Origin of the sequence: Sporolactobacillus sp. THM19-2, from assembly GCF_004153195.1 — a bacterium.
Classification (GTDB): Bacteria; Bacillota; Bacilli; order Bacillales; family Sporolactobacillaceae; genus Sporolactobacillus.
Window position 1 is genome coordinate 1 of sequence record NZ_SEMC01000023.1, and the last position, 19,097, is coordinate 19,097.

13 protein-coding genes and 1 pseudogene are annotated in these 19,097 nt (G+C 47.3%); 7 read left to right on the forward strand and 7 right to left on the reverse strand.

Annotated features, from left to right (window positions below; all coding sequences use genetic code 11):
- Window positions 1–698: RNA-guided endonuclease TnpB family protein (locus tag EWH91_RS12395; RefSeq protein ID WP_129930349.1), on the forward strand; the 698-nt coding region annotated here is incomplete at its 5' end.
- Here the strand turns inward: EWH91_RS12395 and EWH91_RS12400 are convergent.
- Both EWH91_RS12400 and EWH91_RS12405 read right to left on the reverse strand, forming a co-directional pair.
- Window positions 617–1,807: a PucR family transcriptional regulator gene (locus tag EWH91_RS12400; RefSeq protein WP_165364323.1), complete on the reverse strand. Its 1,191-nt coding sequence runs from the start codon at window positions 1,805–1,807 to the stop codon at window positions 617–619. The two genes, EWH91_RS12395 and EWH91_RS12400, sit on opposite strands and share 82 nt — an antisense overlap.
- 105 nt (window positions 1,808–1,912) lie before the next feature.
- Window positions 1,913–2,809 (reverse strand): LysR family transcriptional regulator, encoded by an 897-nt coding sequence (locus tag EWH91_RS12405; RefSeq protein ID WP_129930351.1) that lies wholly within the window; start codon window positions 2,807–2,809, stop codon window positions 1,913–1,915.
- Between the two features lie 114 nt (window positions 2,810–2,923).
- Here EWH91_RS12405 and EWH91_RS12410 point away from each other — a divergent pair, with 114 nt between their 5' ends.
- A complete protein-coding gene (locus tag EWH91_RS12410) occupies window positions 2,924–3,808 on the forward strand; it encodes a DMT family transporter (protein ID WP_129930352.1) in 885 nt (294 codons plus the stop codon).
- A gap of 274 nt (window positions 3,809–4,082) precedes the next feature.
- Here the strand turns inward: EWH91_RS12410 and EWH91_RS12415 are convergent, their stop codons facing one another.
- Window positions 4,083–5,408 carry an MFS transporter gene (locus EWH91_RS12415; protein WP_129930353.1) on the reverse strand — a complete coding sequence of 442 codons (1,326 nt, stop codon included), beginning with the start codon at window positions 5,406–5,408 and terminating at the stop codon, window positions 4,083–4,085.
- 421 nt (window positions 5,409–5,829) lie between these two features.
- On the reverse strand, window positions 5,830–7,251 hold the full coding sequence (locus tag EWH91_RS12420) for a sugar porter family MFS transporter (RefSeq protein ID WP_129930354.1): 1,422 nt from the start codon (window positions 7,249–7,251) through the stop codon (window positions 5,830–5,832).
- Window positions 7,252–7,906: 655 nt separating this feature from the next.
- On the opposite strand from EWH91_RS12420, the gene EWH91_RS12425 reads away from it, so the two are divergent.
- From EWH91_RS12425 to EWH91_RS15180, 5 genes and pseudogenes are all read left to right on the forward strand, one after another.
- On the forward strand, window positions 7,907–8,902 hold the full coding sequence (locus tag EWH91_RS12425) for a LacI family DNA-binding transcriptional regulator (protein WP_165364324.1): 996 nt from the start codon (window positions 7,907–7,909) through the stop codon (window positions 8,900–8,902).
- A 105-nt stretch (window positions 8,903–9,007) separates the two neighbouring features.
- Complete coding sequence (locus tag EWH91_RS12430; RefSeq protein ID WP_129930356.1) at window positions 9,008–9,508, forward strand: hypothetical protein; 501 nt, start codon at window positions 9,008–9,010, stop codon at window positions 9,506–9,508.
- A 194-nt stretch (window positions 9,509–9,702) separates the two neighbouring features.
- Window positions 9,703–11,142, forward strand: coding sequence for a PTS transporter subunit EIIC (locus EWH91_RS12435; protein ID WP_369122699.1), 1,440 nt, complete (start codon window positions 9,703–9,705; stop codon window positions 11,140–11,142).
- Between the two features lie 18 nt (window positions 11,143–11,160).
- Window positions 11,161–11,640 (forward strand): PTS sugar transporter subunit IIA, encoded by a 480-nt coding sequence (locus EWH91_RS12440; RefSeq protein ID WP_129930358.1) that lies wholly within the window; start codon window positions 11,161–11,163, stop codon window positions 11,638–11,640.
- Window positions 11,641–11,947: 307 nt separating this feature from the next.
- Window positions 11,948–12,776 (forward strand): annotated as a pseudogene (locus EWH91_RS15180) (transposase); the annotation flags it as partial.
- 1,373 nt (window positions 12,777–14,149) lie between these two features.
- Here EWH91_RS15180 and EWH91_RS12455 read toward each other — a convergent pair.
- The 3 genes from EWH91_RS12455 to EWH91_RS12465 form a co-directional block, all read right to left on the reverse strand.
- Complete coding sequence (locus EWH91_RS12455) at window positions 14,150–15,880, reverse strand: helicase-associated domain-containing protein (RefSeq protein WP_129930361.1); 1,731 nt, start codon at window positions 15,878–15,880, stop codon at window positions 14,150–14,152.
- A 1-nt stretch (window position 15,881) separates the two neighbouring features.
- Window positions 15,882–17,618, reverse strand: a complete 1,737-nt coding sequence (locus EWH91_RS12460) for a DNA repair helicase XPB (RefSeq protein WP_240697363.1) — start codon at window positions 17,616–17,618, stop codon at window positions 15,882–15,884.
- Window positions 17,619–18,049: 431 nt separating this feature from the next.
- Window positions 18,050–18,247 (reverse strand): hypothetical protein, encoded by a 198-nt coding sequence (locus EWH91_RS12465; RefSeq protein ID WP_129930363.1) that lies wholly within the window; start codon window positions 18,245–18,247, stop codon window positions 18,050–18,052.
- Window positions 18,248–19,097: the final 850 nt, after the last annotated feature.

Genomic DNA, 19,097 nt, shown 5'->3' on the forward strand with positions numbered 1-19,097 from the left:
ATTATGCTGTGCTGCTTGTTGAATATGAAAACCAAACATTCAACAAAACAGGGAGGCAATTAGGTATTGACCTGGGTGTTGCCGATTTAGTCATTGGATCGGATGGTATTAAGTTCCCTACCATTCGTTTTGACAAAATCTTAGCCAGGAAGAAACATTACTGGGAGAAACGGTTAGCTAGACGTAGATTGCAAGCTCAGAAAGAAATCGCATGGGATAAGCATAATAAGGTACTTAATCCCAGATGCCTCGATGACTTTAAAAATTATAAAAAAGCTAAATTAATGGTTGCTGAATACAATGAGAAAATGACTAATCAACGCAATGACTATCTCCATAAAATTACAATGCAATTAGTTAAAGATAATGATGTCATTGTCATGGAAGATTTGAAAGCAAAAAATCTTCTACGCAATCACAAATTATCCAGAGCAATTGTTAATCAATCCTGGCGGGAAATGAGACGGATGCTTGAATACAAATGTGCATGGCGTGGTAAAAAATTAGTCATTGTCAATCCCTATAAGACATCACAAATATGCTCGGAATGTGGTTATGATGACGGAAAGCATACGTTAGACATAAGGGACTGGACATGCCCTGGCTGTGGGCACCATCACGATAGAGATATTAACGCAGCAAAGAATATTCTTCGGCTCGGGACGAGCCTTGGTAAAAGAGTTGTGACCTCTGCCTGAACGTAGGTAAGTGTGCAATGTTCCCAGAAGCACACGACTTGAGTCGTGTGAGGTTCACAGAGAACTGTATTTCGGTGAATAAATTCTTTCCGGGCGATTGGGGTTGTCCTTCCGTCTTCATCCAGAAAGGTGCGCAGGAAGCCGACCAGATCCGTCTGGTGCAGATGATCATAGCGATACAGGGGGCCGAGCATCTCGCTTTGGAACGTCTGAAATACTGCTTTATCGGAAGTCTCCAGAAGGATTCGGTACACACCGGCATCTTTATACTGAAAAAAGGGCAGTTCCGGCCGGCGGCTGACAAGCTGAACCACAGAGAGAGCTTCCCGATAACTTTTCGACAGCTGCTCCACCCTGTAGGCACCTCCGACTCCGATAAAAAGGTCAATTCCGGAATTGGGTCGCTTTTGCAGCACATGCCGCGTCATCTCTGCGAAAAACTGTCGCGTCACTCCTTTTTCCTTTCGGTCAGCCATATAAATCAGCTGATGGTCGTGATTCATCGACAGACGGATCGTATACTTTTTCTGCAGCTCTTCTTCTAACGAAAAGGTCATCCACGCCGGAACAGCAGCCGGAGGACGGACAGAACAGACGATGACGGCATAATGGGCGTGACTTTTAATCCCCACCTGCAGAAGATCACCGGCCAGGCGTTCCCTGTCATGTTCCGGTTGAAACAATATTTCTGAAAACAGTTCTTCTGTTTTTGCCTGCTTCTGATCGGCGACGGCCAGATATTGAAAGGATATCCTGACGAAATCGGCCACCCGATAGACCCAGGGCATGCTAAACACAGGGAAATGGTTCTGATCTGCAAAGCGAATCACCTGTTCCGGAATCGTTGGAATATAGGGACCGACATTCAAAATAATCCCCGCCGCCCCGCGCTCAAACGCCGTTTCAACCAGATCAGTCAGCTGCGCAGTATCCTGATGCATATTGATTCCGGTTGTAATAAGTAACTCGTATTTCTTAAAAAATTCAGCCAGATGGGCACTTTCTATCACATTGACACCGCTGACCGGTCTGCTGATTCCACGCTCACCTGCCGCAATATGGATCGCATCAAATTCAGGTAAGGTAAACAGTTCCTGCAGTGTGATCATTCTGACCATCTCCCTGAGTGAAAGCAATGATTCTGTGAAAAAACATACATTTACTATACCATAAGCATCCTGAACTCCTCTCTGAAATACACCTGAACAGGCCGATTACTGATGTGACCGGTTCTCTGAACTTACCTCTTGTTTTTTTACGACCCGCTCTGCCACTTCAACAAACCGTTCTGCCGCAGGTGAGGGATGGAGGCGCGTCGCAATCTGTATCGTCCGGTAACTTTCCGACTCAAGCGGAATCGCCCGGAGTGGAGCGATATCTTCCGGCAGAACCAGTTCCGGGAGAATACTGATCCCGAGATGATGGGCAACCATCGACAGAATCGCATTCTCCTCCATCAGTTCAAAGCGGATATCCGGATGAACATCGTGTTCCGACAGGATCCGTCTGATCTCATGATAACCGCCAAAAGCCGGCATGATGAACGGTTCCTCCTCCAGCTGCCGGAAGGAAACAGCCTCCTGATGATACAGGGCACTTCGCGGGGAAACGATGCAGAGAATCCGGTCCTGCATCAGGGGTCTGCACCGCAGATCCTTCGAGGAGGAAAAAGTAATAAACCCGCAGTCCAGTTTTCCGGCGCTGATCTGCTCCATGATCTGAATGTAATTGCCTTCATGGAGATACAATTGGATGCCCGAATAATCCTTATCCATGACCTGAATGATCCGGGGCAGAAGATGCCTGGTGACGCTGGTAAAAATGCCGACATGCAGCGTCCCCCTCGTCGTACCGTGAATCTCGGATGCTTGCTGATGGATATTTCTGTCTTCCTGAAGAATCCTGCGGAGTGAAGGCAGCAGGATCTCACCCTCCCGCGTCAGCTGAATGCCTGAACGGTTCCGGTTGATCAGCGGGAAGCCGAACTCCGTTTCAAGACTGTTGATCGCATGGCTGACGGCCGGCTGCGTCAGACCGAGCTGCACGGCGGCTTTCGTAAAACTGCCGCATGCAACGACTTTTACAAGAATCTGGTATTTGATCAGGCTCATGCTGCGCACCACGTTTCCATAAATTCATTTCATTTTCATCATTATAAACATTCATTTTATTTATGACAATAACCGGATTATACTGATCCTGTAAACAGAAAGGAGCAAGTGAAGGTGAGTCAGAGAAGAGCTGATCTGTTACTCGTCCTTGCCACGGCGATGTGGGGTTCATCCTACCTTTTCATGAAATCCGGGCTGGAGACACTGGACGTCTTTAACCTGATCGCATTGAGATTTCTTATTGCTTTTCTGGTCACGGCAGCGCTCTTTTGCCGCGAACTCCGGCACACAGACAGGCACACCCTGTTCTGCAGCATGATCCTCGCCATAAATCTTTGCCTTGTCTTCACCGGCATTCTATACGGCCTGAAATCCACCTCGGCAGCTAAAGCCGGTTTTCTGGTAGCTCTGACCGTGGTCTTCGTTCCCTTGCTCAACTTTGTCCTTTTCCGGAAAAAACCCGGGATGAACGTGTCGGCAGGTGCCTGTCTTTCCCTCACCGGTATCGGTTTTCTGACATGGAACGGGCAGTTTATCCCCCAGCCCGGTGACCTGCTCTGCATCCTCGGTGCCCTGGCAAACGCCATCTATATCCTCCTGACCGACCACTTCACAAAACGCGTTAATACGATCTGTCTCGGGGTCTGGCAGATGGGGTTTGCGGGCATTTTTGCCCTTGCTTTCTCTTTTCTTATTGAAACACCTCACCTGCCGTCCGGACCAGATGCATGGGTCTCCGTTCTTGGACTCGCCATCCTGTGCAGCGCCGCTGGATACATGTTGCAGACGGTTGCCCAGAAATATACCGTCCCTGCCCATGCCAGTTTAATCTTTTCACTTGAACCTGTCTTCGCCGCGCTGTTTGCTTTTATCTTCATGGGAGAAGCCTTACCTGCGAGAGGTACTATCGGGGCAGCGATCATCCTCTCTGGCATCATAATCATGGAAGTAGATCCCTGGAAGTATTTTCATCCCCGCCCGATGCACGCGAACAGATGAACCACCAGTCGCATGCCGGAAGAGTTACAGAACTCATTAAGAATGGACATGTTGAATAAGCATTCATGACGTGCCGCCAGCTGACTTTAATCGTGAGAGGAATCAGCGCACGGGCGGCGCTACCAGCGCTACCATTGATAAAGTTTCAGCTGAATAGGCCCGTCAGCGTCTGCCAGAATATGATCACCTGAAATGAAGCTTAAAATTAATAAATCCGGAATTCGCCATGATTTCAGCGATTCCGGAATTCTATTTGCGTTGATGTCTGAAGAAGTCAGGCGCCTGTTTGATGATAATGTTTCATTAACACGTTAACTTCCCCCTTATTGATTGCCGGATCACTGATATTTAACCGTCTGATGAGTTGGACAATGCTAATCGCGCAGAGACCGAAAATAACGGTACATCCCATCAGGATCCAAAGGAGAAGACTTGGCGAATACCCCATCAGTGTTGGCGTTGCTATTGAAAACACGGCTGTACAGGCTCGAACGATACCGTACGAAAATCCTGTCATGGTCGCTCTCGCATTCACCGGATAGAAAGATTGGCACCAAACTTTATATATCGGCTCGCCACACAGAACCGTGCTTAAGCAATAACAAATATATGCGAACGTAAAGATCTGCCAATTTCCACTGAAAGTTCCTGCAGCTGCAAAAGACAGAAATGCAATGGCTATTCCTGCATACATGGCTTTGTATCTATATTTTGAATCAGATATTCTGAGGTAAATGAAAACAAGGATCATACTCAGAATATTGGCTGTCATGGCTACCATTGTTGAGAACCTCTGACTTTGATGATCAACCGTCACCAAAAAGTAGTTAATAAACGATCCCCAGGTATTAGCTGGTAGATTCCAAAACAAGTAAAACAAAGTTAACAAAATTAAGGGTACGAGATAATGGTTATTTTTAAATAAATCACGGATTTTTATTTTCTCCCCGGCTTCACCAGCTGCTTCATGGTCTTCTTCTTTAACTGAAGTAACAAGATTGGACTCGATTGTTTTCAAATTTTTAGAGAATACGCGCACACTCCAGTTCACGAAAGCAATAACACCGATAAAGCCGAATAAAATCTTCGGACTTCCCATTCCATAATTTGCGGTAAGAAAACCAATGAATTGAGAAAGGATAATACCAACCGACCAGAAAATCTGAGTCGAGGAAATGGCCCGACCATAGGCCTCCCTGGAAGTTCGTTCCGAAATAACCGCCAATGATGTCGGTAAGTCAGCGCCAGAAGCAAGTCCAGTAATCGCAGCACCCACCATTAGGCCGGTAAAATGATCCGAAAACACCATAACAGCAGAACCAACGGCAACAAAGAAAATATCAATATTAAAAACCGTCACTCGACCAAACTGGTCAGATAATTTGCCGCCAATAAAAGCGCCAACCGCGATCATTACCGTCAGTGTCGTGCTCAATAAGCCAACGAGCCAACTGTTCAGATTAAGATACTTTGCCCAGACAGGAAGAGAAACGCCTAAGCTGACGGCCAGCGCAGCATCCAGATAAGAGGCCACCCCTGCTATGATAATAAGCATGATATGATCTTTACTTAATTTCACTTTTGTATCTGTCGTGATCATACCCCCCCAAAAAATAAAATACTTTTGCATGAGACAGCAGGCACTCCATGCATGAAAGCAGCTGCTGAAGATTGAACGGCCACAGCGAGAATCATCCGGTTTTGCTAGTTCAAATTCCGGACAATCCATCACGTGTTCTTAAACATCATCATCTGTGTCTTCAGCCCTCTCAATCTTTACAGATCGTGCTTGGGCTAAACTATTTTTAGAATAAAAAACTCGATACGAATGTATTGAGTTGAAACACTTCATTCATTTTATATTCAAAATGGGAGTCGGCCAGGTGGCAGATGGGGTTTGCGGGCATGCCTGCTCTTGCTTTCTCTTTTCTTTTGAAATACCTCATCTGTCGTCCGGACCAGATGTATGGTTCTCCGTTTTCAGACTCGCCATCCTGCGCAGCGCCGCCGGCTGAGGAGGCTCACCTCTTTAACATCGAGCTGTTGACCTGGATCTGTTCCAGGGACTTTCCCCGTGTTTCCGGGACAAATTTCCAGGCAAACAGGTAAGAGGCCATGTTGCAGGCGACAAAAACAATAAATGTCTGTGAGAGGCCGATATTTGCTAAAAGAACCGGGAAAAAGGCCCCCACCAGAAAATTACTTATCCAAAGGAAGAAGGTTGCAACACCCATACCCAGCCCGCGAAGTTTCTGAGGGAAAATTTCCGACATAAGCAGCCAGGTAGTTGGTGAAATGCACCCCTGAAAAAATCCTAAGAAAATCATCGTTGTCAGAATGACCAGATAAGGCAGAAGCGGGGATTGAACGAGCGCGTGGGAAATCCATGCAATGGCAACAAGGGAGATACCTGTTCCGGTGATACCCGTCAGCAGCATTTTTCTTCGGTTAACGCGATTCATCAGCCTCATACCTGTATAGGTTGCCAGAACCGAAACAACGCCATTGAATATATTGGCGATCAGCGCGGCGGAGTGACCAAAACCGGATTCCATAAGAATCGTTGTCCCATAATACATCATGATATTAATCCCGATGATTTGCTGCATGATGCCAATTCCGGTTCCGATTAACACCAGCCGGCGAATCCAGGGGATCCTCAGATCGCGAATTCCGGCCTTTTTCGTTTTTCCGGCCTGATTGAGCGTCGTCCGGATCTGGCTGATTTCATGACCCACTTCTTCCGATGTTTCACGTACCTTGCTTAATGTTTCCGAAGCTTTGTCAACACAGCCCTTCATGACCATCCACCTTGGGGATTCAGGGACAATAAGCATGCCCACGAGCAGGCAGAGTGAAGGGATCATCCCAAAGGCAATCATCCAGCGCCAGATACCGGTATAAGAAGCAAAAGATGTCCCGAGAATGGCATTAACAGTAAAAGCCAGTAACTGCCCGCCCGTAATCATCAGTTCATTCTGCGAGACCAGACGTCCCCGAATGGAGGGCGTGGACAATTCCGACAGGTAAGTGGGTACGACAACCGAGGCACCGCCAACTGCCAGACCAAGCAAAAAGCGAAAAATGATCATCGCCCAGGCGTTTGGGGCGATGGAACAGGCGGCGGTAAAAGCAAGAAACACAAATGAAAGGTAAAACAGAACCCGGCGCCGTCCAAATCGATCAGACAGATAGCCTGCGGTAACAGCCCCCAGAGCTGCTCCCAGTGTGATGCTGCTCGTCACTAACCCTTCATTGGTTGAGTTTAAATTTAATTCTTCAGGTAATTTCATAAAGACCAGGGCGCCATTTATAACACCCGTATCGATTCCGAAAAGCAACCCGCCAAATGTAGACAGGGCAGCAATTCGCTTCAAATTTTTGATCGCTGCACTGTTCTTTCTGTGCGACTTGACAGGTTCTGCACTGGACTGATTATACATGACAAATAGACATCCTTTCTTATATTATCGGGTTAAGCTCTTCAGTTAAAGAGGTAACCGGTTTCCCTATGAGGCGTAATTCAGTCATTCAATCAATCTTTCTCCCTCCAGATATCAGAATGCATCAGAATGAATATGTGATTTTTTTATCAAAGAATCCGGCGTAAAAGAAATACCACGAACAGGTTCTTTGTTCCCTTCATACTTGATTGTTTCACTAGTTTTGCAGAATGTCAATATTCGGGTTAGCGTTTACAGCATGCCATCCATTGGAAATATTCAAAATCAGGTCCCCCGATTTACTATATTTTCCCCCTGAAAATGCGCCTGATTTCCGAAAAAAATGCTTGACATCCTGACTGTCGTTTTATAAAATTCAGATGGTTGGAGGTAATCGGTTAACTTTATCCTGTAAACAAACATTCTTCCGGGCAGGGATAACTTGCCCGCAGCAGCTCGATGGGTTCAACGAGCAGTCTTAGTGGGGGATGAAGAAAATCCCCCACTGATTGAAGTTTCACTTTATTGAAATGTGCGGTTAAATGTGCGGAAAGGCATGACCAGGCAGTCCCGACGTATTCTTCATTTACTGGAGAAAATGTCCCGTTTTTACCATGAGCATGCCTTTTCCAATCAGGGCAGGAGGACAACCACGATGGACAGAAAAGTAACTATTTATGATATTGCCCGGCAAGCCGGTGTATCGACCGCTACGGTTTCTAAAGTGATCAACAGGACCGGTAAAATCAGTCAAAAGACGCAACAAAAGATCCATCAGATCATAAGGGAAACGGGTTATTTACCCAATAAAAATGCCTCCGGTCTGTCAAAAAGACAGACAAATACGATCGGTTTGCTTATCCCTGATATTACGAACCCTTTTTTTGCGGCCATGGCAAAAGAGATGCTGGCATCTGCGCGTGACTGCGGATACGACTTAACCGTCTGCAATACAGATTATTCAAAACAGAAAGCGATAAACGATATCCAGTCACTGCTTCAAAAAGGTATAGATGGACTGGTCATTAGTTCGACTAATCTGGATGAACCCGCTCTCCATTCGATTATTCCTTCATCCAAACCACTGGTATTCGTTTCATCCAATGATGTTTATGGGTTAAATGTCAATTCTGTCTCTGTTGACGATTATTCAGGGTCACGTATCGCTATAAAGTATTTAGCCGGACTGGGGCACCGGCATATTGCCCTGATCCTTGAAGAAGGAAACCAGAGCAAAGAAAGATTAAGAGGATATACAGATACACTTAGAAAACACGATCTGGATTTTTCGGCTGATTACGTCATCTGTGCGAAGTCATCAATCAGTGAAGGCCGTAAAGCTTTTGCAAAGCTGTCTCAACTGCAGCCTCCTCCTTCGGCAATTTTTGGCTATAATGATGTTCTGGCTATCGGCGCGATTCTGGAAGCAAAATCAAAGGGGCTTCGGATCCCTGAAGACGTTGCGATTATTGGATTCGATAACACCATTATGTCGGAAATTGTTTCGCCGGAATTAACCTCAATCGACCAACCGCTGGAAGACATGTGCCGCAGAACGATGGAATTAATTGTTTCCCAGATCAGTCGTCCTGCCTTGCAAAAACAACATATCCTTTTTGCTCCGGTGCTGGTTAAACGACAATCAACCTGAAAAATGAACGTATCGATACCTGTAAATAAATGCGTCATCAATCCGGCCGAATGACATAAAGTAGGAATAAGTCATCGCCCCATCACAAAGACGCGAGGGATCGATATGAATACGGTTCAATGGCTGGCATTCCGCGGAGTAGTCACCGCTGTTACGGATTTTCCAATAGGTCAGAACGAAGAAACACAGGGGTGCTATAAGATTATCATTGTTCAACAGCAGGAAAACGTCGTTCATTTTGTGGTCTCGCCCGATACGTATGTCGTTAACGGTGCCGGCCTCGCAAATGGTGACACGTTGACCGGATATTACGACGGAAATGCACCGGTTCCGCTGATCTATCCGCCGCAATACCGGGCGCTCGTTATCGTGAGAGAAGAGCCCGATCAGCAGGTAAAAGTCGATTTCTTCAATGAACAGTTGGTCAGTCGGGATGGCCTGCTGCAACTCACCCTTTCCCCCCGAACCCTGATTCGTCTGACAAACGGACTGGACTTCACGGGGTACCCCGGAAACCATGATCTGATCGTAATATACGGACCTGCAACAAAAAGCATTCCCGCCCGGACAGTACCTTATCGGGTCATCGTCTGGTGCGGCCAATAACGGGTTACCGGCTCAGTCCCTTTTCATTCGTTTATCCTGCATGAACGGGCAGTAATGTTCATGAAGATAAGCGTAGATGCCCGAATGGGGGATAGCGGTCCGCAGCAGCCGGTTCAACGGACAATCAGCGGGAATGAACACCCTCACTAATTGAAGTTTCACTTTATGATCTCTGTGTATTCATCCGCATCGGGATTAAAGGTCCGGCCAGCCGCCAAAACTTTAGTGCTCTCGCTGCTTACCCCCTACTGGATCAAGGCTGGCTACAAGCCATTTTGACCGTAATGAGCGTTGCAGGTAACGCCGTCTTTACAAATATCGCTTTGATTTTCTCGATCGGAGTAGCCGTTGGACTAGCAAATGGCGACCGTGGGACAGCCGGTCTATCTGGCGCTGTTTCCTTTCTCGTTTTTACGGCAACAATCAGCGGCTTATTGCAATTATTTTCACCGAAGGGATCACAAATCGACACGGGTGTCTTAGGCGCATTGGTCATTGGCTTTACCGTTGCTTATCTGCATAATCGCTATCGAAAAATTCAATTGCCACAATTCTTAGGTTTTTTTGGTGGTTCACGATTTATTCCAATTATTTCATCGCTGGCCGGTATTATTTTGGGCGCCGTATTTTATATGATCTGGCCGCCTATTCAGAGTGTACTTACGTCTTCAGGAACAGCAATTGCTCACATGGGTAGCTTTGGCACCTTTCTCTATGGTTTTCTGCTCCGATTAACTGGAGCTGTCGGCCTCCATCATACAATCTATCCATTGTTTTGGTACACATCGCTTGGTGGATCAGCAGAAGTTGCCGGCAAAACCATCATAGGAGCACAAAATATCTTTTTTGCTCAACTTGCCGACCCCAATCATACAGGCCTATTCACCTATGGGACACGTTTCTTTGCCGGTCGATTTGCGACGATGATGTTTGGCCTACCCGCAGCCGCTTTCTCGATGTATTTTGCATTGCGGAAACAAAATCGTAAGAAAAACGGGGGCCTGTACTTTAGTGGCGCACTTACCTCTTTTCTAACAGGTATTACAGAACCGATTGAATACACCTTTTTGTTCGTCGCTCCCTGGCTGTATGTTGTACATGCTTTTCTCGATGGGTGCTCATTTTTTGTCGCTGATATTCTGAATATTCGCATTGGCAACTCATTTTCGGGAGGATTAATTGATTTTCTTTTATATGGTGTTTTGCAGGGACAAGATAAGACACACTGGTTATATGTTCTACCCATCGGCATCATTTGGGCACTCGTTTATTATGTAGTATTTTACTTTTGTATCAAACATTTTAAAGTTGCCATCCCCGGCATGGAAATCAACGAAGCCGATGAAGCTGCTATTGATTTACAAACGAAGGCCAATCATTCAGGTTCTTTAAACCACGACGCAAAAACGATTATCGAAGCCCTGGGCGGAGTAAGCAATATCAATTCGGTTGAAGCTTGCGCAACACGTCTCCGCATAGCAGTAAACAACGGAAAAGTCGTTCAAAAAAATAGAATAAAAGATCTGGGGGCAACAGCCGTCTTCGAGGTCCAAGGCGGTGTCCAAGCAGTATTCGGTGGAAAAGCTGATCTTTTAAGTCAGGAAATTAATCAAATTCTTGGCAAAGACGATTAAAAAGTTAGGAGACCAAACATGTTGCAATTGTTCCGCAAGAAAAGGCAACCCATTCTATCACCCGTTAATGGAACATTGATCAGTCTGGAGAAAGTTAAGGACCCTGTATTTGCCCAACGAGCAATCGGCGATGGCATCGCCATCGAACCTAGTGATAACGAATTATTTGTTCCCTTAAACGCTACTATTTTAAATGTATTTCCGACTAAGCACGCCGTGACGTTTAAAACGCAGTATGGAGCCGAACTATTACTTCACTTAGGCATTGACACGGTAAAGATGAGGGGGGAACCATTTACCATCACAGTTAAAGCAAATCAGCGTGTCGCGGCAGGCGATCGCTTAGGTTTCATGGACGTTGATAAAATTATTAGCAGCGGTCTTGATGCTACGGTGATGTTAATCAATACCAACATGAACATTTTAAAAGAATTAAAAAAAGAAAGCCTCGACACCGTCAAAGCACGAGACACGATTGGTTTCTTAGTCTATGCCTGATTCGTCCGCTATTTTTCATTCATCAATCATCATCGGCCCGAAAAAACCATGATAACTTTTTCGGACCTTTTTTAATACCCTTCCAATCGTACTGCTAAGCTAGAGATCGATTTTGCACGGCAGTCTCTCTCCGTAACGACGGCCATAATAATAAAAATGAGCTTTTTTACAACTAAAACTTGAAACACCCAAAACAAGCTTCATGCCTTGTCAGATAAAGGGGGGAATGCAAAAATAAAAGCATGAATACCGAGCACTCGGTATAATTGAAGTACCAACTACCAATTAATCGAGGCGGATTCATGCAATGAAAAGTATAACAGGTAATGATCGTCCATCAGCGGTCTTTTAGCTTCCGTCCTAACCATTTTAGTAGATTTCATTTTGCACAAATCGCACGGGCTTCTCATGCCACCAGGACAAAAGGGGTGCCTTTCCGTGTCTTGTTCTGCTATCTGATCATCACGACTTTTTTCAAGCAAGTCGACGTATCGTGATTATCTGAAGCATCAGGATCAGTTGAATTTCTTGGATAAAACGTTCCGCAACCTGCTCAATAACCGCCGGATCAACTGGCAAATGTTCCTGATTCTGCTCTGTCAACGGATCATTCGGTTTATCGAACCGTTGACGAATTCGGCGCTTCAGAACGTGTTCATTGTGGATGACTCGATGTACAAACGGTACAAACGGGCCCATGCCAAACACTTGGAACTGGCCGCTTTTCAATTTGACCATGCCGAGCCTCGGCATACACGTGGTTTTCGCTTTCTTCAGCTTGGCTGGAGTGAGGGCAACACGTTCCTGCCGGTCACTTTTTCCTTGCTTTCTGGTCAGAATCAGATATGTGGCGCGAAAGCCGATGCTCGGACGTATTCTGGGAAGCGAAAGCTTCAGGCCCAGCGGAAAGCGCTCAAAGTCGTTCAAGAACTTCTCGTGTCCGCTCTGAGTCAGGGATCCGAGTTTCCTACGTCTTGTTTGACTCGTGGTTCTCAAGCCCGAAGATGTTTCATCAGCTGCGTCAGCTCAAACTTCATACCGTTGACATGGTCAAGCGGTCCAAAAAAGTGTATTACCGGTTTAACGGCGAAATGATGGATGTCAAAGCGATCTTTAAGGCGCAGAAGAAACGTCGCCTGCCCCTGTTAATTGAGGAACTGCAGGATCTTCTGCGCCATCTGAACCTGAAGCGTGTCCACCTGGTCGGCTGCCGGTACGGTGCCATTCTGGCTCTGGAGACCGCCCTTCATGATCCCAGTCGCATCGGTTCGCTGACGCTCATGTCCCTGCCCTTCTATTGTAAGGAGCAGGACTATGCTCATGAGAGCCAGATCAATTTTCAGCTTCTGAAGCTCGACCGACATTTATTTGAGAAAAAGTATCTTTTAGAAAGTGTGCAGCCGGTCACAGAGGAAAAAACCCGGCTGATTGCCACTGCACTGCGGCGTGTTCCGGACAGACTGCTGGCCGCACCGGTTCAGGAACTGCTCCTGCGGGCCCGGGCCGCGGACTTTGATCTGATCGGAAAACTGAGAAAAGTCCGGCCGCCGGTCCTGTTCATACATGGCGAATATGATCCCGTCTTCCCTGCCTCACTTGCCATGCTGTTTAGTACTTATGTTCCTAATAACCGGTTTATGGTCGCCCCGGATGCTTCCGCTCTGATTCCGCTGGACCAGCCGCAGTTTGCTGCTGACCTCTTTGTTGCCTTTATGAAAAGCGACAAAAGGCCACTGAAAGCCGAACCGGAAATCGAAAGTATGCTGAATTCGATCAACCGGATGATTGAACGAAAGTATCACCCGCATACCGTCCATCATCGTGAGCTGCTGCTGTCCGCTATGCGCGGGGAAACACATGTTTTCTGGAACGGGCGGGAAATCGACGGGAACTGGAATAAACGGACCGCAAAAGAACTGCTGCTGTTTATCATTCTGAATAAAGGGGCTGTCAAGCGCGATACCATCATTGACGCCCTGACGCCCGACCTCGCCCTGAATCAGGCACGAAACCGGCTGCGTGTCGCGTTGAATTATCTGCATCACTTATTTGACAGTCAGGAAGAGCCCGGTCTGCATCAACTTCTCCTCATCAGCCGTGATACAGTTGCCCTTAATGCCCATGCTGTCTGTGATATTGGTCTGTACGTGAAACATCTTGATGACCTCCTCTGGTCGGATGAACCGATCATGACACGCAGTGAAATTTTCCTCAGCTTCCTTGAAGACTATCATTCTGACATGCTGAAGGATTATACCGGGGTATGGATGAAGCAGCTGGCCGCGGATGTGAAGAACAGACTGTCCCAGATGCTGGCACAGATACTGATCGCGTTGAAAAAAGAAAAGAACATCACCGAAATCAGGCGTGTTCTTCAGAAGGGAAACAAGGTTGAACCCTACGAAGGATTCTGCGACGGCTGGATGAATGCCCTGGGTCAGATGAGCCGGGAGAATGAATGAGCGAAGTCCATCGGGTTTTCGCTGATCCCTTCATTCAGCCGGTTGATTCAGTATTTATCGGCCGGTCCGATCGTCAGCTGACTCAGACTGATCAGTTTCTTATCGAAGCTTTTCGAATACGTGTCCGGTGCATAAGAACGACGGTTTAACTCACCTGCCATGCTGTCCTTGCTGATTTTTCTCCGTTCATCCGGATCATCCGGTGAAGAAACGGACTCAAGTGCGGGATAACCCAGACTTTTGAGTGCTGCACGCAGTTTTTCCTCATCCTTTCGCCGGATCACATGGGCGGTATCCGAGAATGAGGTGACAATCATTTTACTGATTTTTTTATCCCTTTTGATGACCGAAGCAAAGGATGGATCGGAAACCTCAAAGACAAGGACGTCCCACAGCCTGACCTTTCCAACATTTTCTGTCCAGTCGGTAATCGTGCGGACCACATTATCAGGCAGCGGATTTTTGCTGTATCGTCCGATAAATTCTAAAATTCCCTGCAGCGTCCAGCCGGCTTCGATAGCCTGCTCCAGACGTGATGCAGACCATTCATAGATTAATACCGCATCAGACTTCTTTAATTCGGCAAAGGTCTCAATCCGCCAGCGAATCGCCGGAAGAATATTTTCCGGTAACATGATCTCGAGATTAGGCTGAACGTACAGATCCTCTGTGAGAAGATCAGTCTCCGAATCAGGTCCCTCATCCAGTTCCATCCGGACAAAGGCTTTTCCCCAGTCTGTCCAGCGCCAGACTTCCCGGTCCTTCTCATCTACTCCCGTCTCGATTAACCCGAAAAGAACAAGAGGGCGATAAAAAGTTTCATCGATTAACTGATCCTCAATGAGGATACTCCACTCTGCGCTCCAGATATTGATCAGCTCATTCACCGTCTGCTTCAGAGTCCAGCTGAACCCCTGTCCGAAGAACACGATTCTGCATAATTCCAGCGGGACCACCCGACTGACATGCTTCCATCGGTTCAAACGATCCAGATAATAATCATAGTAGGTCCGGGCCCACTCATTATAGGGCACCCGCGTGAACACTTCCAGCATCTGCGGCTGAACGTGCACGTAATGATGATCACGGTCAATCAGTCCGTTATCTGACAGATACTGCTCCCAGAATTCAATATTCCCATAGTCATTGCCCGACCACATGACGGAAGCAAAAGATTCCGCTTTCAGGCGGCACTTTTCATCCATTTTTTTCATCCAGCGCTTATAGATCTTCCGCTGCTGCGTGATGGTCACCTTTTCATGGGCGAAGGTCGACAGAATATAAAGCATATCCTGATGGGCAGCAAGACCGGTATGCTGCGTGACGCGGACTTCTCCATAAGGCTTACTGAAATTCTTCTTCTTCGCGGCAATATGCGGCATCTCAAGATTCAGTATCACAGTATAGACTTCGTCAGGGACAAACAGAATGTCCTCCCAGTAATATTTCTTTACGAAGATCATGCCCTTACTGATTAAGGCATTCAGCGTCGTTGACTGGCGCCCTGTTCGCCCCCCTGATACCTTCAGGTCACGGCGTACAGCGCCTTCTGACCGGACTGACGTGCACAGACAGAGATATTTCAGCGTTTCCTGTTCGTTTGCGGTCAGTTTTTTAAAATGCCTTTCTATTGCATCGGGCTGATACTCCGTCTGAAGCATGGAAAGGAGCCGGTCCGCACTCATTTTTTTCACGTGTCCTGATTTATGACCAAAAAACCGCGCTACTTTTTCCATACTGGATTTGGATAATTCTTGTAAATAATCAGCTGCCCGCACGTTATTTAACTCCCCTTCGTTCCTTCTTGTTCCGATACGTCACAAGAGAGACCACCTTTTGCGCATCAATCTGAGCCGTCTCCGGATCCTCAAAATCACCTGCTTCAAGAATATGGTACGCATATCCCTGTTCCGTCAGAAATCTCTGCCGGTTCATCGCAAAATCCTGTTCCTTTGTGTTTTTTGTCACCAGTGAGTAGAAATAAGCCTGAACGCCTTTTGCCTTCGGACGCAGAATACGCCCGAGACGCTGTGCTTCTTCCTGGCGTGAGCCGAACTGACCGGAAATCTGAATGGCCACATTGGCATCAGGCAGATCAATGGCAAAATTAGCTACCTTTGAGACAATCAGACAGTGGATCTCTCCCGAACGGAATCGTTCATACAGCTCGTCCCGTTTTTTCATCGGGGTTTTCCCGGTAATCATCGGCGCATCAATCAGGGCCTGAAGAGCATTCAGCTGACTGATGTACTGACCGATGATCAGAATCTGATCCGCCCTGTGCTTTTCAATCAGCGCCCGGACGATATCCAGTTTCTGTCCGGCTTCCGCCGCTAATCGTGCCTGCACCCGGGCTTCCGCTGCAGCATAGGCCACGCGTTCCTGGCCGCTGAGCGAGACCCGGATCTCCAGGCAGCTGGCTGTCGCAATCCAGCCGCTGTGCTCCAGCTCTTTCCAGGGCACATCATATTTTTTCGGGCCAATGAGTGTAAACACATCGGCTTCACGACCGTCCTCGCGAATCAGGGTCGCGGTCAGCCCCAGGCGCCGACGTGCCTGAATATCGGCAGTGACGCGGAAAACCGGTGCCGGGAGGAGATGAACCTCATCATAAATAATCAGCCCCCAGTCCCGCTGCTCAAATAAAGCCAGATGAGTAAAGGTATCCTCTTTACTTTTCCGATGGCTGACGATTTGATAGGTAGCTACCGTAATGGGACGAATCTCCTTGTGCTTGCCTGAGTACTCGCCGATCTGATCTGAGGTGATCGACGTTTTGTCAAGAATCTCTGAAATCCACTGGCGGGCGGCCGTAACGCTTGACGTGAGAATCAGCGTCTCGGCACCAATTTCTGACGCCGCCGCAATACCGATGACGGTTTTTCCCGCCCCGCACGGCAGAACGAGCACACCGCTTCCACCCCGGGAAGATCCCCCGGCGTAAAAGCTGTCTACCGCCTGTTTCTGATACTCGCGCAGAGAAAACGGCTGACCTTTCAAAGTAGTTTCCCTGAGTGAAAAATCAAGAGGCGCACCGGATGTATATCCGGCCAGATCCTGTACCGGATAACCGATCCGGATCAGCTCCTGCTTCAGACGCCCGCGGTCACGGGCTTCAACTTCCACACGATCGTCTGCCGGCCACTCCCTGACAAAAGGCTTCATACTCTTAAAGCGGAAAACATCCTGCAGAACCGCAGGATCCCGGCTGATCAGATAAAGACGGTCATCCTCCTTCTCCAGCCGCAGAATCCCGAAGCGATCGAACTGTGCCCTGATTTCCTGAATCACGTTCGGCGCGATGTCAAATTTACTGTATTTATGAAAAAGCTGAATAATCTGATCAATCGTCCGTCCGGCTGATGCGGCATTCCACAGAGACAGCGGCGTCATACGATACGTATGCACATGTTCCGGGCTTTTCTCAAGCTCCGCAAAATCACTCAGTACATCCCGTATTTCAGCATAAGCCGGGTGATCGACTTCAAACAGCACGGTCATGTCCGATTGAATCATGAGCGGGTTCCCTGGCTGGTAAGTGATCATAAACACTCCCTTTGCATGTAATCTATGACCTTATTGTATCGAATTTAATAGAAAAATGGTATTCTTTCCTGGCATAGCCGGCAAAAACTTCAAATACGTGAGGTGGGGTCGGGCGCACAGGACGTGCCCGTGCATGTTGCGACAGGATGCCCTCGTTTTTAGCCTGCGCGCCCCCCACTGATTGTTCGTTGAACCCATCGGGCGGCTGCGGGCAGTGATTCCACACCTGCCCCTGTTCGTTTACCCTCATTACCCTGAGGTGGGGGGCTTACTATCCGTTCATGCGCAAAAAAAGAAACCTCAGATCTCTCCGGAATCATCAGAGTGACAGAAGGCTGCTTTCTGCATGTCACAGGTGGGAGGGATCAATCATGTCAGATCGGTTTTTCCCTGCGCGAAGCCTACTCAATCTGAACATCGTCGCCAAGAATCAACTTCAGATGTTCGTCAAAGTGTTCATGGACCTTTTTGAATTTCTCGCTGAACTCCTTCTCAGTAACAATCCCCTTCTCCATCAAGAGATAAAACAGGGTTGTGTTTCGTTCATAGTTCAATACGGCTTCAGACGCAAGTTCGGTCAGGATTTTCTCATTCGTCATCGTCAGGACAACTCCCCGGTATAGAATCAGCACAAATCAGGTGCTATTTGCAATATTGCCTGATTTACCCGGATTCATACTGTAAATCTGCTTCATAATCAGAATCTTTTTTCAACTGCGCCCGAATGAATTCAGGTGCAACGGAAAGATCGCACCCTGACTGACGTTAACCGCCTTACAATGATTTCGGCCACTCACCGGCAGCCTGTCTCTGATACAGATGACCATCCATTTTAGATTAACCCCACCGTTCCACAGCGCGTCTGAGTCCGGGACATCATGCGATATCAGCAGTCTTTGAATGCCGCTTGATCCTTCTATAGGCCCATAAATAGAGTCATATTTTGTCAAATTAGTGAACGTCTGGAATTTTCACCAGATATTTAATAAAATAATATTTCAATTAATTTAAAATTTTAGTAATATTGTTTTGGAAGGTACTGTAGTAATGCAATCAATCATCCACGCGTTTACATCTCCGTAAGACCTGAGTTTATCCACGTAAGGCCCAATTGCCTCAGCAGCGATTCTGCTGCCTGCCCCGAAATCCTCCGAAATGTTTTTCGCCTCGTCCATGGCGTACTCCGATGGGCGGGGCGAAAATCCTTGTCCTGGCCATGTGACTCCTCTTTGGTCATATGCCGCCGGAACCCATGTCTTAATAGACCTTCCGCATTTCAGAATGAATGGTGACAGTCAAATGAGCAGCCGTCCGTGTGATGGCTGTTCATTTGTTTTCCATTTTAAATAAATAAATTTTCAGATCATTCACCAGTTTCCATCATCCCTTCCTATTTACAGGACATAAGGCTGGATCAAATGACCCGCCACTCTCCGCAGAACCCCATAC